This is a genomic window from Klebsiella ornithinolytica (assembly GCF_030505655.1).
Taxonomy (GTDB): domain Bacteria; phylum Pseudomonadota; class Gammaproteobacteria; order Enterobacterales; family Enterobacteriaceae; genus Klebsiella; species Klebsiella ornithinolytica.
Genome location: NZ_CP130153.1, coordinates 472,179 through 492,600 on the forward strand (window position 1 = coordinate 472,179; position 20,422 = coordinate 492,600).

The window sequence follows — 20,422 nt, forward strand, 5'->3', positions numbered from 1 at the left end:
TACTGAGAAGGATAAGGTCATGCGCCATCGTAAGAGTGGTCGTCAACTGAACCGCAACAGCAGCCATCGCCAGGCTATGTTCCGTAACATGGCTGGTTCGCTGGTTCGTCATGAAATCATCAAGACGACCCTGCCGAAAGCGAAAGAACTGCGTCGCGTAGTTGAGCCGCTGATTACTCTTGCCAAGACTGATAGCGTTGCTAATCGTCGTCTGGCATTCGCCCGTACTCGTGATAACGAGATCGTGGCAAAACTGTTTAACGAGCTGGGCCCGCGTTTCGCGAGCCGCGCCGGTGGTTACACTCGCATTCTGAAGTGTGGCTTCCGTGCAGGCGACAACGCGCCGATGGCATACATCGAGCTGGTTGATCGTGCTGAGCTGAAAGCAGAAGCTGCTGCAGAGTAATCTGTAGTAACGTAAAAAAACCCGCCTCGGCGGGTTTTTTTATATCCTCGCTACGGCTGCTTCACTACAATATCTGTATTCTTTTTGTTCATCCCCGGAGCCGAATGATGTGGTTGCTGGATCAGTGGGCAGAACGCCATATCCTTGACGCACAAACCAAAGGCGAGTTTGATGATCTTCCTGGTCGTGGAGAGCCACTGACTTTGGACGATGACCTGCATGTGCCACCTGAACTACGCGCGGGCTACCGCTTACTCAAAAATGCCGGCTGTCTGCCTCCTGAACTTGAGCAACGACGAGAAGCCGTTGCGCTGGTCGATTTATTAAAAGCGGCCCGTCCGGACGATCCGCACTATGCAGAGCTCAGCCGCCGACTTGCGTTACTGGAACTGAAGTTACGCCAGGCAGGATTGAATACTGATTTTTTACGCGGTGAATATGCTGACAGGCTTCAGAATAAAATTGATGAGGAGTAGGTATGTACCGTATTGGTGAACTCGCAAAGCTGGCTGATGTCACACCCGATACCATTCGCTACTATGAAAAACAGCAGATGATGGCTCACGATGTACGTACAGAAGGTGGATTTCGCCTCTATACCGAGAACGACCTTCAGCGCCTGCGTTTCATCCGCTATGCCCGTCAGCTCGGGTTTACCCTTGAAGCGATCCGCGAATTATTGTCGATCCGTGTCGATCCGGAGCATCATACCTGTCAGGAGTCAAAAGGCATTGTTCAGGCACGCCTGAGCGAAGTCGACGCACGAATTAAAGAGCTACAAACAATGCGCCGTTCATTGCAACGACTCAATGAGGCCTGCTGCGGCACAGCTCATAGCAGCGTGTATTGTTCTATTCTCGAGGCCCTTGAGCAAGGAGCCAGTAGTGCTACGGTGGAACGTTGATTTTTTCATCGCGCGGATCTACACTCGCGCCGATCTCATTCACATTCAGGAGCTATTATGAGCCGCTATCAACATACGAAAGGGCAAATAAAAGACAATGCCATTGAGGCGTTGCTACATGACCCGTTATTCAGACAGAGAGTAGAGAAAAACCGGAAGGGGAAAGGTAGCTACCAACGTAAAGATAAACATGTGGGGCGGAATGACCGGGAGGCCAGTGGCAAAAGAGTGAATCACTTTTTTACCACTGGCCTTCTGCTTTCTGTTGCCTGATTACGAACGGTTATTCTGTTCTTTCAGCAGATCGCGAATCTCACTCAACAAGACTTCTTCTTTCGTTGGTGCCGGTGGCGCAGCAGGAGCTTCTGCCTTTTTGCGATTCAGGTTATTCATCAGCTTGATTGCCATAAAAATGGCAAAGGCCACGATCACGAAATCAAACACGTTCTGGATAAACACCCCATAATGCATTACAACAGCCGGGACATCGCCCTGTGCATCGCGTAACGTGACGGCGAACGATTTAAAATCAATTCCACCAATCAGCAGGCCAAGTGGCGGCATAATAATATCGGCAACCAGTGACGATACAATTTTACCAAATGCCGCACCAATGATGACACCCACTGCTAAATCAACAACATTCCCGCGCATCGCGAAGTCGCGAAACTCTTTTAAAATACTCATTTTATTCTCCATAAACCCGCTAACAGAAGTAAGTTTATCAAATGTATTTCCATTTGCCATTGCTGTTGAATAATTGCTAAAAAATATTATCCCCTGATATATAAAGGATAATCAAAAAGGGCGCCATACAGGCGCCCGTGCAATTAGAGGAAGAAAGGACTGGGTTGGAAAAGACGCTCGACGTCAGATATAAATTTTTTGTCGGTCAGAAACATAATGACGTGATCGCCCTGTTCAATACGCAGGTTATTATTCGCGATCATTACGTCATTGCCACGGACGACAGCACCGATGATCGTGCCCGGCGGTAGCTTGATCTCATCGATCGCGCGACCTACTACACGGGAGGTACTTTCATCGCCGTGAGCCACAGCTTCAATGGCCTCCGCGACACCGCGGCGCAGTGAGGAGACGCCAACAATATCGGCCTTACGGACATGGCTCAGCAGGGCGGAGATCGTGGCTTGCTGCGGCGATATAGCAATATCGATCACGCTACCCTGCACCAGATCGACGTAGGCTTTCCGCTGGATCAACACCATGACTTTTTTAGCGCCCATCCGTTTGGCCAGCATTGCGGACATGATATTAGCTTCATCGTCGTTGGTGACGGCAATAAAGAGATCCACTTGATCGATGTGTTCTTCCGCCAGCAGCTCCTGATCCGAGGCATCGCCATAGAAGACGATCGTATTCTGTAGTTTCTCCGCAAGCTCGGCGGCGCGTTGCTGATCGCGTTCGATCAGCTTAACGCTGTAATCTTTCTCAAGACGACGAGCAAGACCTGCGCCGATATTCCCTCCGCCAACCAGCATGATGCGCTTATAGGGTTTTTCCAGGCGCTGTAGCTCACTCATGACGGCACGAATATGCTGCGATGCGGCAATGAAGAATACTTCATCGCCGGCTTCAACGATTGTCGAACCCTGCGGGCGAATGGGCCTGTCGTGGCGGAAAATGGCCGCTACGCGAGTATCGATATGCGGCATATGTTCGCGCATTGTCGAGAGCGCATTCCCCACCAGTGGACCGCCGTAGTAGGCTTTTACCACCGCGAGGCTGACTTTACCTTCGGCAAAGTTTACGACCTGCAGTGCTCCCGGGTATTCAATAAGTCGGTAGATGTTGTCGATAACTAACTGTTCAGGGGCGATCAGATGATCGATAGGCACCGCTTCCGAGTGGAACAGTTTTTCGGCATCCCGTACATAATCCGGAGAACGGATACGCGCAATACGATTAGGCGTATTGAACAGTGAATAGGCAACCTGGCAGGCGACCATATTGGTTTCATCTGAACTGGTTACGGCAACCAGCATGTCGGCATCATCGGCGCCTGCTTCACGCAGCACGCGTGGATGGGAACCGTGCCCCTGAACAACGCGAAGGTCGAATTTATCCTGCAGGCTGCGCAGGCGGTCACCATTGGTGTCGACCAGGGTGATATCGTTGTTCTCTCCCACGAGGTTTTCCGCGAGAGTTCCGCCTACCTGACCGGCGCCCAGAATAATAATCTTCATCAGCAGTGATCCATTATTTCCGATGTTTGATCAGCTTAGCGTAAAAGAACCCGTCACCCTCTTCTGTGCCGGGCAAATTTTGCACGCCCGGCTGCTCAGGCGTGCCGGTGAGGCTGAGCTCTGCATCTGGCGTACGCTTCAGGAATGCAGCAATTTGCTGGCTATTCTCTTCCGGAAGAATTGAGCAGGTCGCGTAGACCAGTGTTCCGCCAGGTTTCAGGTGAGGCCAGATGGCGTCAAGAATCTCCGCCTGCAGCTGGGCCAGCTCGGCAATGTCGCGATCGCGGCGTAGCCATTTAATATCCGGATGACGACGAATGACGCCGGTTGCTGAACAGGGGGCATCGAGCAGAATGCGATCGAACTGTTCGTCTTCGCACCACTGAGCGGGATAGCGGCCATCACCCTGCTTCACCTGCGCTTTCATGCCGAGTCGCTTCAGGTTGTCATAGACACGCGACAGGCGCTGCTCATCAATATCAACCGCCAGGACGCTGGCCTGCGGCGCAACTTCCAGAATATGCGTCGTTTTACCGCCGGGGGCAGCACACAGGTCGAGGATTCTCTCGCCGTTTTCCGGGGTCAGGTAGCGCATACAGCCCTGGGCTGAAGCATCCTGGACGGTAACCCAGCCCTGGTCGAATCCTGGTAATGCCTGAACGGGGGCCGGCGTGGCCAGACGCACCGCATCCGGATAATCAGGGTGGGTAAACCCGTGCAGTCCGGCCTCTTCCAGCAGCGCAAGCCACTCATCGCGTGAATGATGACTGCGGTTTACGCGCAGCCACATGGGCGGGCGTTGGTTATTTGCATCGACAATAGCCTGCCATTGCTGCGGCCATGATTTTTGCAGACGCTTGAGCAGCCATGCCGGATGAAGAAAACGACTCTCACTTTGGGCAAATTCGGCCAACAAAGCTTCCTGCTGGCGCTGAAACTGGCGTAAAACGCCGTTGATAAGTCCCTTCAACTGCGGGCGTTTGATAGCTACCGCGCCTTCCACCGTTTCTGCCAGCGCAGCATGGGCCGGAATGCGGGTATAGAGCAGCTGATAAAACCCCACCATAATTAAATAGTGAACGGTTCGCTGTTTGCCCGTCATCGGGCGAGCCATCAGTTTGTTAACCAGCCAGTCCAGCTGGCTGAGGGTACGCAGGACACCAAAGCACAGCTCTTGCAGCAGCGCTTTGTCCTTTTCCCCGACCTTTTGCTGTAATGGCGGCAGAACGTTACTTAATGACTGACCTTGCTCGACAACCTGCTCAACGGCTTTCGCCGCCAGACTGCGTAAATTTAGATTTTTTTTCATAACCGCAAAATAAAAATGCCCGGTAAACCCGGGCCTTAGAAATGACTACCGTCAGGAGAGACGGTTACCGGGGATAAACCATTCCCGGCGAGAATTTAGCAAGTCCTGGGCGCTCATTGCTTTTTTACCTGCCGGCTGCAATGACTCGAGGTTCAGGATGCCATTGCCGGTTGCCACCTGAATGCCTTGCTTGCCAGCGGCCACGATCGTACCAGGTTCAGCACCGCTGGTTTCAGCAATGACGGATGCCTGCCACACTTTCACCGGTTGCTCATCAATTTCCAGCCAGCTCATGGGCCACGGGTTGAAGGCGCGAATACAACGTTCGAGCTGCGCAGCGGAAAGAGACCAGTCAATGCGCGCTTCTTCTTTACTGAGCTTCTCAGCGTAGGTCACCAATGCCTCATCCTGGACTTCCGGCTGAGTCGAGCCGTCTGCGAGCTGAGTTAACGTTTCCAGTAACCCTTGTGGGCCGAGCTCTGCCAGCTTGTCATACAGACTGGCGCTGGTATCTTGCGCAGCGATCGGGCAGGAGAGTTTATGCAGCATGTCTCCTGTATCCAGACCGACATCCATCTGCATGATGGTCACACCGGTTTCGGCATCACCCGCCCAGAGTGAGCGCTGTATAGGCGCCGCTCCGCGCCAGCGCGGCAGAAGAGAACCGTGGACGTTAATACAGCCAAGGCGCGGCATATCCAGAACCGCTTTTGGCAGAATCAGTCCATACGCGACGACGACCATGACATCGGCATTAAGCGAGGAGACCAGCTGCTGGTTTTCCTGTGGACGCAGGGATGCCGGCTGGAATACCGGCAAATTGTTAGCTTCAGCCAGCACTTTTACCGGGCTCGGCATGAGCTTTTTACCGCGGCCAGCGGGGCGATCGGGCTGGGTAAATACGCCAACGATCTGGTGCCCAGACGACAGCAGCGCATCGAGATGACGCGCTGCAAAATCGGGGGTTCCCGCAAAGATAATACGTAGTGATTGTGACACGTTAGTCCTTGTCCTCAGGCACGCGTACGCAAACGGTCCAGTTTTTCAACTTTCTGGCGAATACGCTGTTGTTTTAGCGGCGACAGATAATCGATAAACAGTTTGCCTACCAGGTGATCCATTTCATGCTGGATACAGATAGCCAGCAGGCCGTCAGCATTCAGTTCAAACGGCTTGCCTTCGCGATCCAATGCACGAATCTTCACGGTTTCGGCACGTGGCACCAGTGCGCGCTGTTCCGGGATAGACAAGCAACCTTCTTCGATGCCCGTTTCACCGTCTTTTTCCAACAGCTCCGGGTTGATTAACACCAGCTGCTCTTCACGGTTTTCTGAGACATCGATAACGATAATGCGCTGATGAATATCCACCTGGGTAGCGGCCAGACCAATACCTTCTTCCGCGTACATCGTCTCGAACATATCATCGACGATACGTTGAATTTCCGCATTAACTTCTTTTACCGGTTCAGCGACTTTGCGAAGGCGCTCGTCCGGGATATGTAACACTTGCAAAACTGCCATAAAGATCCAGAGTCGTATTCAGGAGTTGATAAGATTATTAGCTCTATTCTAGACAAAACCCCCTGTAATTGACAGTCTCACTGCCCAATCGCAAAGATTGTTAAAGCCACTTATGGCAGGGGACAGGGATGACACCTACGGAGATCTGGCTGCGTCTGATGAAGGTGAACGGCCTTTATGGTGACGGGATGGTGATGGCTGCCAGAATACTGCATGCAGCCCCGGTGCCAGATAGCGAAGTATTGTACGTCTGCGGTCTGAGCGCAGCGCAAGCGAAGCAATTTCTATCCGTTAGCCAACGAGAGCTTGAGTCTACCCTATTGTGGCTGGAGCAACCCGGGCGCCACCTGCTGCTGGCCGATAGTCCTTATTATCCACCCCGACTGCGCGCCATCGCTGACTATCCCGGCGCGCTTTTCGTTTGTGGGGATTTAGCCGTGTTAAGCAGTTTACAGCTGGCCGTTGTCGGCAGCCGCTCCCACTCCTGGTACGGTGCCCGGTGGGGGAAACAGTTCAGTGAAGACCTGGCGCATCTTGGTATCACCATTACCAGCGGCCTGGCGATCGGCATTGACGGCGTCGCTCACCGCGGCGCACTTGAGGCGCGCGGGAAGACAATCGGCGTACTTGGCAATGGGTTAGGCGCAATCTACCCACGCCGTCATCATGCATTAGCCGGAAAGATAGTGGAAAGCGGAGGGGCATTGCTGTCTGAGTTTCCCCTTTCAACCTCCCCGTGGCCGGGAAATTTCCCTCGTCGGAATCGAATTATCAGCGGACTCAGTATTGGCGTGCTGGTGATTGAGGCCGCTCTGAAAAGCGGCTCGCTGGTGACGGTTCGCTGTGCGCTGGAACAAGGAAGAGAGGTTTTTGCATTACCCGGTCCGGTAGGTAATCCGGGTTCCGAAGGCCCACACTGGCTGATTAAACAAGGCGCCATCCCCGTGACATCAGCGCAAGATATCATCGACCATTGCCAGCAGGAGCTGCGATGGCTCCAGGATGTACCTGACAAGATAAATAATTGCATGGATCCGCCTCCCGTAGCATTGCCATTTCCAGAGCTCCTGGCTAACGTAGGAGATGAGGTAACACCTGTTGACGTTGTCGCTGAACGTGCCGGCCAATCTGTGCCAGTGACCGTAGCTCAGCTACTTGAACTGGAGTTAGCAGGCTGGATCGCAGCTGTACCCGGCGGCTATGTCCGATTAAGGAGGGCAAGCCATGTTCGACGTACTCATGTATTTGTTTGAGACTTACATCCAAAACGAAGCAGAAATGCGCGTGGACCAGGATAAACTGACCCGGGATCTCACCGATGCAGGATTCGATCGGGAAGATATCTACAACGCGTTGATGTGGCTCGAGAAACTGGCTGACTATCAGGAGGGGCTCGTTGCTCCCATGCAGCTTGCTTCTGACCCGCTCTCTTTGCGGATTTATACCGAAGAAGAGTGTCTGCGTCTGGATGCCAGTTGCCGGGGATTTTTATTATTCCTCGAGCAGATTCAGGTGTTGAACCTCGAAACGCGGGAAATGGTGATAGAGCGTGTGCTGGCTCTGGATACAGCAGAATTTGATCTGGAAGACCTGAAATGGGTGATCCTGATGGTACTGTTTAATATTCCGGGCTGCGAAAATGCCTATCAACAAATGGAAGAATTACTCTTCGAAGTAAATGAAGGTATGCTGCACTAATCTTATTGCGGCAACATCGAGTTGTTATGACCAAATCAGCACTGTTTTCGGTGCGTAAAAATGAGCCCTGCCCACAGTGCGGGGCTGAACTGGTAATCCGCTCCGGGAAACACGGGCCGTTTCTCGGCTGCTCGCACTATCCGGACTGTGACTATGTCCGTCCGCTGAAAAATCAGGCGGACGGACATATCGTAAAGGTACTGGAGGGGCAGGAGTGTCCGTCTTGCGGTGCCGTTATGGTGTTGCGCCAGGGGCGCTTCGGTATGTTTATTGGTTGCAGCCGTTATCCGGAATGTGAGCATACTGAAACTATTGATAAGCCTGACGAAACAGCAATTTCCTGCCCGCAGTGTGGGCAAGGGCAGCTGGTTCAGCGCCGTTCTCGTTTCGGCAAAACCTTTCATTCCTGCGATCGTTACCCCGATTGCCAGTTCGTTATCAACTTCAAACCGGTAGCGGGTGAATGCCCTGAATGCCACTATCCGCTATTAATCGAAAAGAAAACGGCGCAGGGCGTCAGACGCTTTTGTGCCAGTAAACAATGTGGAAAGCCGATCCCGGCGGAACAAATCAGTGAATAAGAACCTGCACTCAGAAACCGTCGCCCATGCCGTGACGGTACTGCATAACGAACATGTCATCGCCTATCCAACAGAAGCCGTTTTTGGCGTAGGTTGCGATCCTGACAGCGAAGCGGCGGTCATGCGCCTGCTGGCGCTTAAACAACGCCCCGTTGAGAAGGGGCTCATCCTGATCGCGGCCAGCTACGAACAGCTGATACCTTATATTGATGATTCGCAGCTTAATGATACACAGCGAGCGGCGATCTTCTCCTGCTGGCCGGGGCCGGTCACTTTTGTCTTTCCGGCTCGTGCCACAACGCCACGCTGGCTGACCGGGCGCTTCGATTCCCTGGCGGTACGCGTCAGCGATCATCCGCTGGTGGTCGAATTGTGTGAGGCCTATGGCAAACCGCTGGTTTCAACTAGCGCGAATTTATCTGGTCAGCCGCCTTGCCGCACCACGGCTGAAGTTCTGGCTCAGTTTGGCGCCAGTTTCCCGGTTGTCGATGGTGCAACGGGGGGGCGTCAGAATCCGTCTGAAATTCGCGATGCCCTGACGGGCGAACTCTTTCGCCAGGGGTAATTTATGCAAACCTACGCTGTCTTCGGAAATCCGATCGCCCACAGTAAGTCCCCCTCTATTCACCAGCGCTTTGCGCAACAGCTGCAGATTGCACATCCGTATGGGCGGGTTCTGGCGCCGCTGGACGATTTTATCCATACCCTGGATACCTTCTTCGCCGAAGGGGGAAAGGGCGCTAACGTTACCGTTCCATTCAAGGAAGAAGCGTTTGCCCGAGCGGATGAACTGACTGAGCGCGCGGCTCTGGCGGGGGCGGTGAATACCCTAAAGAGGCTGGATGATGGGCGTTTGTTGGGGGACAACACCGACGGGATTGGACTGCTGAGCGATCTGGAGCGGCTGGAGTTCATTAAACCGGGCTATCGGGTATTGCTTATTGGGGCCGGCGGCGCATCGCGGGGTGTCTTGTTACCCCTGCTATCACTGGATTGCGCTGTCACTATCGTCAACCGGACTTATTCCCGCGCGCAGGAGCTGGCGACGCTCTTTGCGCATACCGGTAGTGTATGCGCGCTTGAGATGGAATCGCTGGCTGGGCATGAGTTCGATCTCATTATTAATGCAACTTCCAGCGGTATCAGCGGTGATGTGCCGGCAGTTCCCGCGTCCTTAATCGATACGCACGTCTATTGTTATGACATGTTTTATCAGAAGGGCTGCACACCGTTTTTACACTGGTGCCAGAGTCATGGTGCGAAAATGTGTGCCGATGGGCTGGGTATGCTGGTGGCGCAGGCCGCCCACGCATTTCTGCTCTGGCATGGAGTCCTGCCAGAGATTACGCCGGTTATTCAGGCTTTGCATAAGGAACTGAATACGTGAATCAGGCGATTCAGTTTCCTGACAGAGAAGAGTGGGAGACCGACCGGCAGTGTGTCACCTTTCCCGCGCTGGTTAATGGTATGCAGCTCACCTGTGCAATCAGAGGCGCAACGTTACAGCAGCGCTTCGGCGGTGATACTCCTGAGCAGTGGCTGGCCGCGTTTTGTCTCCATCGCTGGGATCTGGAAGAAGAAGCTGAAGCATTGATCCGCGACCAGCAGGAAGATGATCAGGGCTGGGTGTGGGTCTCCTGATCCAGATAATCGTTTTTCCATTTCACATAGTTGTTTGCTGAATAGAGCAGACCTGCCCGCTCCGCCTCCGTCAGGGGGCGGATTTGTTTCACCGGGTTGCCAAAATAGAGATAGCCGCTTTCCAGCCGTTTGTTTTGCGGGACCAGGCTACCGGCGCCAATCATCACATCGTCTTCTACCACAACGCCATCCAGTAAAATCGAACCCATGCCAACCAGCACCCGATTGCCAATAGTACAACCGTGCAGCATGACCTTGTGACCGACGGTGACCTCTTCGCCAATGATCAGCGGATTCCCCTCAGGGTTAGAGGAGGATTTGTGGGTGACATGCAGCACGCTACCGTCCTGAATGTTAGTGCGGGCACCGATTGCCACGTAGTTAACATCTCCGCGAATAGCGACCAGCGGCCAGATGCTGACATCATCGGCCATTCGGACATCGCCGATCGCTACGCTGGTGGCATCGATCATCACTCGCTGGCCGGTTTGTGGGAATAAATCTTTATAAGGACGTAAATTAGCGGACATGGTTACCTCAATAAACCTGGGTTGTACGAAGACTTTGGTGGCTTTTGCTGCCACCTGCAACCCCTTATTGTGGTGAAAATTGAGCAATCTGAACAATAACGCCGCGAAAAGGGCGAAAAAACATCACTTGGAAAAAAAGATCGATAAAAGACTTGTGCAATAAAATGGGATCCCTATAATGCGCTCCCACTGACACGGCACATGTGAACGAGTTCACAGAGTAAGCCGGGTCGGCAGAGAAAAAATTCTGAAATTCAGGGTTGACTCTGAAAGAGGAAAGCGTAATATACGCCACCTCGCGACAGAGCGCTCAGCGCCGTCGCACTGCTCTTTAACAATTTATCAGACAATCTGTGTGGGCACTCAAAGTGACATGGATTCTTAACGTCCTCGGACGAAAAATGAATACCAAGTCTCTGAGTGAACACGTAATTCATTACGAAGTTTAATTCACGAGCATCAAACTTAAATTGAAGAGTTTGATCATGGCTCAGATTGAACGCTGGCGGCAGGCCTAACACATGCAAGTCGAGCGGTAGCACAGAGAGCTTGCTCTCGGGTGACGAGCGGCGGACGGGTGAGTAATGTCTGGGAAACTGCCTGATGGAGGGGGATAACTACTGGAAACGGTAGCTAATACCGCATAACGTCGCAAGACCAAAGTGGGGGACCTTCGGGCCTCATGCCATCAGATGTGCCCAGATGGGATTAGCTAGTAGGTGGGGTAATGGCTCACCTAGGCGACGATCCCTAGCTGGTCTGAGAGGATGACCAGCCACACTGGAACTGAGACACGGTCCAGACTCCTACGGGAGGCAGCAGTGGGGAATATTGCACAATGGGCGCAAGCCTGATGCAGCCATGCCGCGTGTATGAAGAAGGCCTTCGGGTTGTAAAGTACTTTCAGCGAGGAGGAAGGCGTTAAGGTTAATAACCTTGGCGATTGACGTTACTCGCAGAAGAAGCACCGGCTAACTCCGTGCCAGCAGCCGCGGTAATACGGAGGGTGCAAGCGTTAATCGGAATTACTGGGCGTAAAGCGCACGCAGGCGGTCTGTTAAGTCAGATGTGAAATCCCCGGGCTCAACCTGGGAACTGCATTTGAAACTGGCAGGCTTGAGTCTTGTAGAGGGGGGTAGAATTCCAGGTGTAGCGGTGAAATGCGTAGAGATCTGGAGGAATACCGGTGGCGAAGGCGGCCCCCTGGACAAAGACTGACGCTCAGGTGCGAAAGCGTGGGGAGCAAACAGGATTAGATACCCTGGTAGTCCACGCTGTAAACGATGTCGACTTGGAGGTTGTTCCCTTGAGGAGTGGCTTCCGGAGCTAACGCGTTAAGTCGACCGCCTGGGGAGTACGGCCGCAAGGTTAAAACTCAAATGAATTGACGGGGGCCCGCACAAGCGGTGGAGCATGTGGTTTAATTCGATGCAACGCGAAGAACCTTACCTACTCTTGACATCCAGAGAACTTAGCAGAGATGCTTTGGTGCCTTCGGGAACTCTGAGACAGGTGCTGCATGGCTGTCGTCAGCTCGTGTTGTGAAATGTTGGGTTAAGTCCCGCAACGAGCGCAACCCTTATCCTTTGTTGCCAGCGGTTCGGCCGGGAACTCAAAGGAGACTGCCAGTGATAAACTGGAGGAAGGTGGGGATGACGTCAAGTCATCATGGCCCTTACGAGTAGGGCTACACACGTGCTACAATGGCATATACAAAGAGAAGCGACCTCGCGAGAGCAAGCGGACCTCATAAAGTATGTCGTAGTCCGGATTGGAGTCTGCAACTCGACTCCATGAAGTCGGAATCGCTAGTAATCGTAGATCAGAATGCTACGGTGAATACGTTCCCGGGCCTTGTACACACCGCCCGTCACACCATGGGAGTGGGTTGCAAAAGAAGTAGGTAGCTTAACCTTCGGGAGGGCGCTTACCACTTTGTGATTCATGACTGGGGTGAAGTCGTAACAAGGTAACCGTAGGGGAACCTGCGGTTGGATCACCTCCTTACCTTAAAAAACCTGCCTTTGTAGTGTCCACACAGATTGTCTGATGAATGATAAATTTCAAAATGTACTGAGAAGTGCATTGTGAAATTTTGCTCTTTAAAAATCTGGATCAAGCTGAAAATTGAAACGACACACTGTTTCCTTTCTCCGTAATAAGAGAGGAAAAAGCGGTGTGTTCGAGTCTCTCAAATTTTCGCAACGCGGACTGTTTTACGAAACAGCTTCGGGTTGTGAGGTTAAGCGACTAAGCGTACACGGTGGATGCCCTGGCAGTCAGAGGCGATGAAGGACGTGCTAATCTGCGATAAGCGTCGGTAAGGTGATATGAACCGTTATAACCGGCGATTTCCGAATGGGGAAACCCAGTGTGATTCGTCACACTATCGTTAAGTGAATACATAGCTTAACGAAGCGAACCGGGGGAACTGAAACATCTAAGTACCCCGAGGAAAAGAAATCAACCGAGATTCCCCCAGTAGCGGCGAGCGAACGGGGAGGAGCCCAGAGTCTGAATCAGCGCGTGTGTTAGTGGAACGGTCTGGAAAGTCCGGCGGTACAGGGTGATAGCCCCGTACACTAAAATGCACACGTTGTGAACTCGAAGAGTAGGGCGGGACACGTGGTATCCTGTCTGAATATGGGGGGACCATCCTCCAAGGCTAAATACTCCTGACTGACCGATAGTGAACCAGTACCGTGAGGGAAAGGCGAAAAGAACCCCGGCGAGGGGAGTGAAAAAGAACCTGAAACCGTGTACGTACAAGCAGTGGGAGCCTACTTGTTAGGTGACTGCGTACCTTTTGTATAATGGGTCAGCGACTTATATTCTGTAGCAAGGTTAACCGTATAGGGGAGCCGCAGGGAAACCGAGTCTTAACTGGGCGTTAAGTTGCAGGGTATAGACCCGAAACCCGGTGATCTAGCCATGGGCAGGTTGAAGGTTGGGTAACACTAACTGGAGGACCGAACCGACTAATGTTGAAAAATTAGCGGATGACTTGTGGCTGGGGGTGAAAGGCCAATCAAACCGGGAGATAGCTGGTTCTCCCCGAAAGCTATTTAGGTAGCGCCTCGTGAACTCATCTTCGGGGGTAGAGCACTGTTTCGGCTAGGGGGTCATCCCGACTTACCAACCCGATGCAAACTACGAATACCGAAGAATGTTATCACGGGAGACACACGGCGGGTGCTAACGTCCGTCGTGAAGAGGGAAACAACCCAGACCGCCAGCTAAGGTCCCAAAGTCATGGTTAAGTGGGAAACGATGTGGGAAGGCACAGACAGCCAGGATGTTGGCTTAGAAGCAGCCATCATTTAAAGAAAGCGTAATAGCTCACTGGTCGAGTCGGCCTGCGCGGAAGATGTAACGGGGCTAAACCATGCACCGAAGCTGCGGCAGCGACACTATGTGTTGTTGGGTAGGGGAGCGTTCTGTAAGCCGTTGAAGGTGGCCTGTGAGGGTTGCTGGAGGTATCAGAAGTGCGAATGCTGACATAAGTAACGATAAAGCGGGTGAAAAGCCCGCTCGCCGGAAGACCAAGGGTTCCTGTCCAACGTTAATCGGGGCAGGGTGAGTCGACCCCTAAGGCGAGGCCGAAAGGCGTAGTCGATGGGAAACAGGTTAATATTCCTGTACTCGGTGTTACTGCGAAGGGGGGACGGAGAAGGCTATGTTAGCCGGGCGACGGTTGTCCCGGTTTAAGCATGTAGGCGGGAAGTTTAGGTAAATCCGGACTTCTGTTAACGCTGAGGTGTGATGACGAGGCACTACGGTGCTGAAGTAACAAATGCCCTGCTTCCAGGAAAAGCCTCTAAGCATCAGGTAACAACGAATCGTACCCCAAACCGACACAGGTGGTCAGGTAGAGAATACCAAGGCGCTTGAGAGAACTCGGGTGAAGGAACTAGGCAAAATGGTGCCGTAACTTCGGGAGAAGGCACGCTGATGGTAGGTGAAGCGACTTGCTCGTGGAGCTGAAATCAGTCGAAGATACCAGCTGGCTGCAACTGTTTATTAAAAACACAGCACTGTGCAAACACGAAAGTGGACGTATACGGTGTGACGCCTGCCCGGTGCCGGAAGGTTAATTGATGGGGTTATCCGTAAGGAGAAGCTCTTGATCGAAGCCCCGGTAAACGGCGGCCGTAACTATAACGGTCCTAAGGTAGCGAAATTCCTTGTCGGGTAAGTTCCGACCTGCACGAATGGCGTAATGATGGCCAGGCTGTCTCCACCCGAGACTCAGTGAAATTGAACTCGCTGTGAAGATGCAGTGTACCCGCGGCAAGACGGAAAGACCCCGTGAACCTTTACTATAGCTTGACACTGAACATTGAGCCTTGATGTGTAGGATAGGTGGGAGGCTTTGAAGCGTGGACGCCAGTCTGCGTGGAGCCAACCTTGAAATACCACCCTTTAATGTTTGATGTTCTAACGTAGACCCGTGATCCGGGTTGCGGACAGTGTCTGGTGGGTAGTTTGACTGGGGCGGTCTCCTCCCAAAGAGTAACGGAGGAGCACGAAGGTTAGCTAATCCTGGTCGGACATCAGGAGGTTAGTGCAATGGCATAAGCTAGCTTGACTGCGAGCGTGACGGCGCGAGCAGGTGCGAAAGCAGGTCATAGTGATCCGGTGGTTCTGAATGGAAGGGCCATCGCTCAACGGATAAAAGGTACTCCGGGGATAACAGGCTGATACCGCCCAAGAGTTCATATCGACGGCGGTGTTTGGCACCTCGATGTCGGCTCATCACATCCTGGGGCTGAAGTAGGTCCCAAGGGTATGGCTGTTCGCCATTTAAAGTGGTACGCGAGCTGGGTTTAGAACGTCGTGAGACAGTTCGGTCCCTATCTGCCGTGGGCGCTGGAGAATTGAGGGGGGCTGCTCCTAGTACGAGAGGACCGGAGTGGACGCATCACTGGTGTTCGGGTTGTCATGCCAATGGCATTGCCCGGTAGCTAAATGCGGAAAAGATAAGTGCTGAAAGCATCTAAGCACGAAACTTGCCCCGAGATGAGTTCTCCCTGACTCCTTGAGAGTCCTGAAGGAACGTTGAAGACGACGACGTTGATAGGTCGGGTGTGTAAGCGTAGCGATACGTTGAGCTAACCGATACTAATGAACCGTGAGGCTTAACCTTACAACGCCGAAGCTGTTTTGGCGAAGAGACGAATGTTCAGCTTGATTACAGATTCATCATCACGCAGGAATGCGGGGTGAAACAGAATTTGCCTGGCGGCGATAGCGCGGTGGTCCCACCTGACCCCATGCCGAACTCAGAAGTGAAACGCCGTAGCGCCGATGGTAGTGTGGGGTCTCCCCATGTGAGAGTAGGGAACTGCCAGGCATCAAATTTAGCGTGCTGATATGGCTCAGTTGGTAGAGCGCACCCTTGGTAAGGGTGAGGTCCCCAGTTCGACTCTGGGTATCAGCACCAGTTATTAGGTTAAAGTTTGGCACTTAGAAAGAATTTGCCTGGCGACGAGAGCGCGGTGGTCCCACCTGACCCCATGCCGAACTCAGAAGTGAAACGCCGTAGCGCCGATGGTAGTGTGGGGTCTCCCCATGTGAGAGTAGGGAATTGCCAGGCATCAAATAAAGCAAAAGGCTCAGTCGAAAGACTGGGCCTTTTTGCTTTTCTGATTTTCAGCACCGTGCGTACACCCTGTAAAGCAGCCGGATATCTCCCGGCCAGGCCCGTATGGTCGCCACAAATATTCAGATAAACGAACGATTATTAAACTAGAAAGGGCCCAGTCTTCGACTGGGCCCTTTGTTTTAGCTGCCGTTTATTGTGCAGCATACTGCTAAGATGAAAATTTAGCGGGTCAGGGCCACAATACCCAGCGTCAGGCCTGCAACGGCTGCAGCACCGCCTGCAATGGCGCCTGCTGTCTCCCAGTTATCCTGAGTGGTCCCTTTCATACAGGTATTAGTATGGACTAATCGCCCCTGAGAATCATAGACCGGTACGCAGGGAGAGTCATGGGCACAGCCGGCGAGCAGTGTCGTCAGCAGCGTCACTAAAATAAATTTTTTCATGGTAGGCCTCTGAATAATCCGTCGGGTTGTACCGGTGTCGATATATGACGGAATAGCCTATTTTACCATCGGCAATATCAAGGCCAGCGGCCGAAATAATATCAATTTATGTTCAGCGTAAATATCGTGGAGATCGCGATGGAATGATGAGGAAAATATGCAGAATAAAATAACGAAAGAGAAGTGAGAGCCATATTATTCATCGGCCGAGAATATAACAAATTGATTTTTAACATATCCATCTATTTGCCGCCTGGCGAAAAAAGTGTGAAGCGACCGCTGCGCGTGAACGGAGTGCTTACTTATGCTGGCGATATTTTCTACCCCGCTTGCTGGCCGTGACTTAACATCAGGGCCAAATGCCGCCCCCCTGGAATACAGCCACAGAAGCCACCACAACAGGATGCCAGAACCAACCTGAATCTCCTTTAACGGCAGGCCATCAGCGCGCTCCTGGTGCATCAGAGAGGGTTTTGTCGCAACCTGAGGAGCCAGTCTGTTCCAGGTGCATATCGCACCGGAGATGCGACGTGCCCTCAAGCCCGTTTGGTGGTATGCGTACTGGCGGGTCCGGATATTGATACCGGGACGTGGATTGTCGGCACGGTGTCAGTGCGCGATGAGTCGGGTTACCCGATCTATAGGCGCAAAGTTAAAACTGGTAGCCCTGGCGGGTTCAATAATGATCAGCAGGCAGGAACAGGAGTCTTATTCCCCCGGCTGATATATTGAGTTGTGATAGCGCTTAATGCTCAACAGGCGAGAGATGTGCAGCGGCTTCTGCTTTCGCTTCATCGACTATTATGTTCGGGTATACGGTCTGGCAGGTGTGATTTGATAAAACGGCTGCCCGGATTTGATATCACGCTCTTCGACAAAGTGGCATTGCAGCGTCAGGCTGCTGATCAGTGGTCTGCACTTCAGCGATGCGAAATACCGATGTCCGCCTGGCGGCCGGAGAAATTCAATACGTCAGATAATAAAAAGGCGCTTCCCCATGCCGAAGAGCGCCTTTTATAACAAGCAATTAACTGATTAGTATCAGTTCATGCCGTATTTTTTCAGTTTCTTACGCAGAGTACCGCGGTTGATGCCCATCATCAGGGCCGCACGGGTCTGGTTACCACGGGTGTATTGCATCACCATGTCCAACAGGGGCTGTTCAACTTCAGCCAGTACTAGCTCATACAGGTCATTCACATCCTGACCATTCAGTTGAGCAAAATAGTTCTTCAGTGCCTGTTTAACCGAGTCACGCAGGGGTTTTTGAGTTACCTGATCCTGAGAGTTAACGGTAGAAACGGTCAGTACGTCAGAATTTACGCGTTGTTCGAACATAGTTCTGTCAGCTCTTTATTTCTGTTTACGCAAAATTTTCGAAGTATGCCTCCAACGCCTCCAGCTGATCGCTGGCATCCTCTATGGCGTTGAATGTGCGCCGAAACTGGTCATTTGGGGCGTGCTCCTGTAGATACCAGGAGACGTGTTTACGTGCAATTCGGTACCCTTTTGCCTGGCCATAAAAGTCATGCAATTCCCGAACATGCGCGCAAAGCAAACGCTTAACCTCTGCCAATGGCAGCGGGGGCAGCAGCTCCCCAGTGTCCAGATAATGCTGGATTTCCCGAAAGATCCAGGGTCTTCCCTGAGCTGCGCGGCCTATCATAAGGGCATCAGCCCCCGTATAGTCGAGCACAGCTCTGGCTTTAAGCGGGTCAGTAATGTCACCATTCGCGATAATCGGAATGGAAACTTTCTGCTTAACTGCCCGAATACTGTCGTATTCAGCGTCTCCGTTAAACAAACAGGCGCGGGTGCGTCCGTGAATAGTCAGAGCCTGAATGCCACACTCTTCAGCCAGTTGGGCAATTTCTACACAGTTACGGTGTTCCGGCTCCCAACCGGTGCGAATCTTGAGTGTCACGGGAACGTCCACTGCCTTGACGACCGCCGTCAGGATTAACTTCACCTGATCGGGATACTGCAAGAGGGCTGAACCTGCGAGCTTGCGATTCACCTTTTTCGCCGGGCACCCCATATTAATATCAATAATCTGGGCACCGCTTTCCACGTTAATACGGGCGGCTGCGGCCATCTCTTCCGGTACGCTACCGGCGATTTGCACGGTACGAATACCGGGCTCATCCACGTGCACCATCCGTAAACGGGATTTGTCGCTCTCCCAAACCTGCGGGTTGGAGGACATCATCTCGGAAACGGTTAAACCTGCTCCCATCTCGTAGCACAGCGTCCTGAATGGTCTGTCAGTAATGCCAGCCATAGGCGCTGCGATCAGGCGATTTCTGAGCTGATAGTGTCCGATGCGCATGAGTTAAGAAATGACCATACTGTGACTGCAAGGCGGCGTATATTACGCATTTTTTGCACGAGATGAAAGGCCAAACTTTGAGCAATCCTCTGTCACAGATCAATGAATCCCACATCGGGAGAAAAGAGATGGATAAATTATCCTATTAATCATCATCTTAATCGATAGTGGATAATTTGTGTCCATTTATAAAATCGCAAAACTTCTCGATTTTTCTTAGAAAAATGGGACTGTTAACGGCATAAAACGCTGTTTTTGTAGTCAAAAAAGCGCATCGTAATGCGATCTGGCTCCCATTTCTTGACGTCATTCAGCGGTTACTGGAAACAAAAAAGCGGCCCGCAGGCCGCTTTCCAGAGTTACTTTCTGCGGCCGGTGATCCGGCACCACTCTTCTTTCTCCACCACCGGGTCGAGGGCAAAGCGTTCGGTATAGGCTTCGCAGACGCTTTCCGCCTGGCTGGCGAGAATACCAGAAAGGCCCAGCAAACCGCCTGAAACGGGCAGCACGCTGATTAACGGGGCCAGCTCACGTAATGGCCCTGCCAGGATGTTGGCGACCACCACATCGGCGCTGAGCGCTTCTGGCTGATCCTGCGGTAAATAGAGCTCCAGACGATCGGAGACACCGTTACGCTCGGCGTTATCACGGCTGGCCTGAATTGCCTGTGGGTCGATATCAATACCGATCGCTTTTGCGGCACCCAGCTTCAGCGCCGCAATCGCCAGAATGCCCGAACCACAGCCAAAATCGATAATCGTTTTGCCCGTCAGATCCAGTCCGTCCAGCCATTGCAGGCAGAGCGAGGTGGTCGGGTGCGTGCCGGTACCAAACGCCAGGCCCGGGTCGAGCATCACGTTGACCGCGTTTGCATCCGGTACTTCACGCCAGCTTGGGCAAATCCACAGCCGCTCGCCGAAACGCATTGGGTGGAAATTATCCATCCATTCACGTTCCCAGTCTTTATCTTCCAGCTGCTCGATTTTATGTGTGAAACCGGCGCCCAGCAGCGGATGCTGCTCGAGGATAGCCACCACGTCATGCATATCGCTTTCAGCGTCGAACAGGCCGATAACGTCGGTGTCTCCCCACAGGCGAGTTTCACCCGGCAGCGGCTCGAATACCGGCGTATCGTGGGTATCCTGGAAGGTGATGGAGACCGCACCGGCCTCCATTAGCGCGTCGCTGAGGTCTTCAGCATGTGCGCCGGTGGTATTCAGTTTCAGTTGGATCCATGGCATAGCAA

The 20,422-nt window shown here is 52.7% G+C and carries 21 protein-coding genes, 1 tRNA gene and 4 rRNA genes; 16 read left to right on the forward strand and 10 right to left on the reverse strand.

Annotated elements, in window-relative coordinates; genetic code table 11:
- Window positions 1-19 precede the first annotated feature (19 nt).
- The 4 genes from rplQ to Q1L34_RS02235 all read left to right on the forward strand — a co-directional run bounded on the left by rplQ (window position 20) and on the right by Q1L34_RS02235 (window position 1,583).
- Window positions 20-406 (forward strand): 50S ribosomal protein L17, encoded by a 387-nt coding sequence (gene rplQ, locus Q1L34_RS02220; protein WP_004868344.1) that lies wholly within the window; start codon window positions 20-22, stop codon window positions 404-406.
- A gap of 107 nt (window positions 407-513) precedes the next feature.
- Entirely contained in the window at window positions 514-882 is a 369-nt protein-coding gene (locus Q1L34_RS02225; RefSeq protein WP_004868343.1) for a DnaJ family domain-containing protein, read from the forward strand.
- A gap of 2 nt (window positions 883-884) precedes the next feature.
- A complete protein-coding gene (gene zntR, locus Q1L34_RS02230) occupies window positions 885-1,310 on the forward strand; it encodes a Zn(2+)-responsive transcriptional regulator (RefSeq protein ID WP_015585629.1) in 426 nt (141 codons plus the stop codon).
- Between the two features lie 57 nt (window positions 1,311-1,367).
- Window positions 1,368-1,583, forward strand: a complete 216-nt coding sequence (locus Q1L34_RS02235; RefSeq protein ID WP_004868338.1) for an alternative ribosome-rescue factor A — start codon at window positions 1,368-1,370, stop codon at window positions 1,581-1,583.
- Here Q1L34_RS02235 and mscL read toward each other — a convergent pair whose 3' ends face one another.
- From mscL to def, 5 genes are all read right to left on the reverse strand, one after another.
- Window positions 1,584-1,997, reverse strand: a complete 414-nt coding sequence (gene mscL, locus Q1L34_RS02240; RefSeq protein ID WP_004868336.1) for a large-conductance mechanosensitive channel protein MscL — start codon at window positions 1,995-1,997, stop codon at window positions 1,584-1,586.
- A gap of 143 nt (window positions 1,998-2,140) precedes the next feature.
- Window positions 2,141-3,517, reverse strand: coding sequence for a Trk system potassium transporter TrkA (trkA, locus tag Q1L34_RS02245; protein WP_004868333.1), 1,377 nt, complete (start codon window positions 3,515-3,517; stop codon window positions 2,141-2,143).
- A gap of 13 nt (window positions 3,518-3,530) precedes the next feature.
- Window positions 3,531-4,826: a 16S rRNA (cytosine(967)-C(5))-methyltransferase RsmB gene (rsmB, locus tag Q1L34_RS02250; RefSeq protein ID WP_071359804.1), complete on the reverse strand. Its 1,296-nt coding sequence runs from the start codon at window positions 4,824-4,826 to the stop codon at window positions 3,531-3,533.
- A gap of 51 nt (window positions 4,827-4,877) precedes the next feature.
- On the reverse strand, window positions 4,878-5,825 hold the full coding sequence (gene fmt, locus Q1L34_RS02255; RefSeq protein WP_015585632.1) for a methionyl-tRNA formyltransferase: 948 nt from the start codon (window positions 5,823-5,825) through the stop codon (window positions 4,878-4,880).
- Window positions 5,826-5,839: 14 nt separating this feature from the next.
- Window positions 5,840-6,349 carry a peptide deformylase gene (gene def / locus Q1L34_RS02260; RefSeq protein WP_004868326.1) on the reverse strand — a complete coding sequence of 170 codons (510 nt, stop codon included), beginning with the start codon at window positions 6,347-6,349 and terminating at the stop codon, window positions 5,840-5,842.
- A gap of 128 nt (window positions 6,350-6,477) precedes the next feature.
- On the opposite strand from def, the gene dprA reads away from it, so the two are divergent.
- The 6 genes from dprA to Q1L34_RS02290 are packed head-to-tail and all read left to right on the forward strand — an operon-like array spanning window position 6,478 to window position 10,269.
- Window positions 6,478-7,602, forward strand: coding sequence for a DNA-protecting protein DprA (gene dprA / locus Q1L34_RS02265; protein ID WP_100663428.1), 1,125 nt, complete (start codon window positions 6,478-6,480; stop codon window positions 7,600-7,602).
- Window positions 7,574-8,047, forward strand: a complete 474-nt coding sequence (gene smg / locus Q1L34_RS02270) for a DUF494 family protein Smg (protein WP_004868322.1) — start codon at window positions 7,574-7,576, stop codon at window positions 8,045-8,047. Before dprA ends, smg begins: the two co-directional genes overlap by 29 nt.
- A gap of 26 nt (window positions 8,048-8,073) precedes the next feature.
- Window positions 8,074-8,628 carry a DNA topoisomerase family protein gene (locus Q1L34_RS02275; RefSeq protein ID WP_004868321.1) on the forward strand — a complete coding sequence of 185 codons (555 nt, stop codon included), beginning with the start codon at window positions 8,074-8,076 and terminating at the stop codon, window positions 8,626-8,628.
- Window positions 8,621-9,193, forward strand: a complete 573-nt coding sequence (gene tsaC / locus Q1L34_RS02280) for an L-threonylcarbamoyladenylate synthase type 1 TsaC (RefSeq protein ID WP_004868318.1) — start codon at window positions 8,621-8,623, stop codon at window positions 9,191-9,193. The genes Q1L34_RS02275 and tsaC overlap by 8 nt, the downstream gene beginning before the upstream one ends.
- 3 nt (window positions 9,194-9,196) lie before the next feature.
- Window positions 9,197-10,015: a shikimate dehydrogenase gene (gene aroE, locus Q1L34_RS02285; RefSeq protein WP_004868316.1), complete on the forward strand. Its 819-nt coding sequence runs from the start codon at window positions 9,197-9,199 to the stop codon at window positions 10,013-10,015.
- The gene (locus Q1L34_RS02290) at window positions 10,012-10,269 is read left to right on the forward strand and encodes a DUF1488 family protein (RefSeq protein ID WP_004868313.1); all 258 of its coding nucleotides are present in this window, start codon (window positions 10,012-10,014) and stop codon (window positions 10,267-10,269) included. Before aroE ends, Q1L34_RS02290 begins: the two co-directional genes overlap by 4 nt.
- On the opposite strand, the gene Q1L34_RS02295 is transcribed toward Q1L34_RS02290, so the two are convergent.
- A complete protein-coding gene (locus Q1L34_RS02295; protein ID WP_004868312.1) occupies window positions 10,245-10,799 on the reverse strand; it encodes a gamma carbonic anhydrase family protein in 555 nt (184 codons plus the stop codon). The two genes, Q1L34_RS02290 and Q1L34_RS02295, sit on opposite strands and share 25 nt — an antisense overlap.
- A gap of 467 nt (window positions 10,800-11,266) precedes the next feature.
- Between Q1L34_RS02295 and Q1L34_RS02300 the strand changes: the two genes are divergently transcribed.
- From Q1L34_RS02300 to rrf (Q1L34_RS02320), 5 genes are all read left to right on the forward strand, one after another.
- Window positions 11,267-12,806, forward strand: a 16S ribosomal RNA gene (locus tag Q1L34_RS02300).
- A gap of 233 nt (window positions 12,807-13,039) precedes the next feature.
- Window positions 13,040-15,945: ribosomal RNA gene (locus Q1L34_RS02305) — 23S ribosomal RNA — on the forward strand.
- A gap of 91 nt (window positions 15,946-16,036) precedes the next feature.
- A 5S ribosomal RNA gene (gene rrf, locus Q1L34_RS02310) occupies window positions 16,037-16,152 on the forward strand.
- Window positions 16,153-16,166: 14 nt separating this feature from the next.
- Window positions 16,167-16,242: transfer RNA gene (locus Q1L34_RS02315), tRNA-Thr, on the forward strand.
- Window positions 16,243-16,279: 37 nt separating this feature from the next.
- Window positions 16,280-16,395, forward strand: a 5S ribosomal RNA gene (gene rrf / locus Q1L34_RS02320).
- Together the 16S, 23S and 5S rRNA genes with 1 tRNA gene alongside form the textbook arrangement of a ribosomal RNA operon.
- A gap of 230 nt (window positions 16,396-16,625) precedes the next feature.
- Here the strand turns inward: rrf (Q1L34_RS02320) and Q1L34_RS02325 are convergent.
- A complete protein-coding gene (locus Q1L34_RS02325) occupies window positions 16,626-16,847 on the reverse strand; it encodes a lipoprotein (RefSeq protein WP_004868310.1) in 222 nt (73 codons plus the stop codon).
- An 834-nt stretch (window positions 16,848-17,681) separates the two neighbouring features.
- Between Q1L34_RS02325 and Q1L34_RS02330 the strand changes: the two genes are divergently transcribed.
- On the forward strand, window positions 17,682-17,867 hold the full coding sequence (locus Q1L34_RS02330; protein ID WP_195874119.1) for a hypothetical protein: 186 nt from the start codon (window positions 17,682-17,684) through the stop codon (window positions 17,865-17,867).
- 21 nt (window positions 17,868-17,888) lie between these two features.
- Here the strand turns inward: Q1L34_RS02330 and fis are convergent, their stop codons facing one another.
- The 3 genes from fis to prmA form a co-directional block, all read right to left on the reverse strand.
- On the reverse strand, window positions 17,889-18,185 hold the full coding sequence (gene fis, locus Q1L34_RS02335; RefSeq protein WP_000462905.1) for a DNA-binding transcriptional regulator Fis: 297 nt from the start codon (window positions 18,183-18,185) through the stop codon (window positions 17,889-17,891).
- Window positions 18,186-18,210: 25 nt separating this feature from the next.
- A complete protein-coding gene (gene dusB, locus Q1L34_RS02340) occupies window positions 18,211-19,176 on the reverse strand; it encodes a tRNA dihydrouridine synthase DusB (protein WP_004868308.1) in 966 nt (321 codons plus the stop codon).
- Window positions 19,177-19,535: 359 nt separating this feature from the next.
- Complete coding sequence (prmA, locus tag Q1L34_RS02345) at window positions 19,536-20,417, reverse strand: 50S ribosomal protein L11 methyltransferase (RefSeq protein WP_004868307.1); 882 nt, start codon at window positions 20,415-20,417, stop codon at window positions 19,536-19,538.
- Between the last annotated feature and the right edge of the window lie 5 nt (window positions 20,418-20,422).

What these genes read in the sequence shown, in the direction of transcription:
- rplQ (WP_004868344.1), top strand. Translation starts at nt 20, where the DNA reads ATGCGCCATCGTAAGAGTGGTCGTCAACTGAACCGCAACAGCAGCCAT.
- Q1L34_RS02225 (WP_004868343.1), top strand. Translation starts at nt 514, where the DNA reads ATGTGGTTGCTGGATCAGTGGGCAGAACGCCATATCCTTGACGCACAA.
- zntR (WP_015585629.1), top strand. Translation starts at nt 885, where the DNA reads ATGTACCGTATTGGTGAACTCGCAAAGCTGGCTGATGTCACACCCGAT.
- Q1L34_RS02235 (WP_004868338.1), top strand. Translation starts at nt 1,368, where the DNA reads ATGAGCCGCTATCAACATACGAAAGGGCAAATAAAAGACAATGCCATT.
- mscL (WP_004868336.1), bottom strand. Translation starts at nt 1,997, where the DNA reads ATGAGTATTTTAAAAGAGTTTCGCGACTTCGCGATGCGCGGGAATGTT.
- trkA (WP_004868333.1), bottom strand. Translation starts at nt 3,517, where the DNA reads ATGAAGATTATTATTCTGGGCGCCGGTCAGGTAGGCGGAACTCTCGCG.
- rsmB (WP_071359804.1), bottom strand. Translation starts at nt 4,826, where the DNA reads ATGAAAAAAAATCTAAATTTACGCAGTCTGGCGGCGAAAGCCGTTGAG.
- def (WP_004868326.1), bottom strand. Translation starts at nt 6,349, where the DNA reads ATGGCAGTTTTGCAAGTGTTACATATCCCGGACGAGCGCCTTCGCAAA.
- dprA (WP_100663428.1), top strand. Translation starts at nt 6,478, where the DNA reads ATGACACCTACGGAGATCTGGCTGCGTCTGATGAAGGTGAACGGCCTT.
- smg (WP_004868322.1), top strand. Translation starts at nt 7,574, where the DNA reads ATGTTCGACGTACTCATGTATTTGTTTGAGACTTACATCCAAAACGAA.
- Q1L34_RS02275 (WP_004868321.1), top strand. Translation starts at nt 8,074, where the DNA reads ATGACCAAATCAGCACTGTTTTCGGTGCGTAAAAATGAGCCCTGCCCA.
- aroE (WP_004868316.1), top strand. Translation starts at nt 9,197, where the DNA reads ATGCAAACCTACGCTGTCTTCGGAAATCCGATCGCCCACAGTAAGTCC.
- Q1L34_RS02295 (WP_004868312.1), bottom strand. Translation starts at nt 10,799, where the DNA reads ATGTCCGCTAATTTACGTCCTTATAAAGATTTATTCCCACAAACCGGC.
- Q1L34_RS02325 (WP_004868310.1), bottom strand. Translation starts at nt 16,847, where the DNA reads ATGAAAAAATTTATTTTAGTGACGCTGCTGACGACACTGCTCGCCGGC.
- fis (WP_000462905.1), bottom strand. Translation starts at nt 18,185, where the DNA reads ATGTTCGAACAACGCGTAAATTCTGACGTACTGACCGTTTCTACCGTT.
- dusB (WP_004868308.1), bottom strand. Translation starts at nt 19,176, where the DNA reads ATGCGCATCGGACACTATCAGCTCAGAAATCGCCTGATCGCAGCGCCT.
- prmA (WP_004868307.1), bottom strand. Translation starts at nt 20,417, where the DNA reads ATGCCATGGATCCAACTGAAACTGAATACCACCGGCGCACATGCTGAA.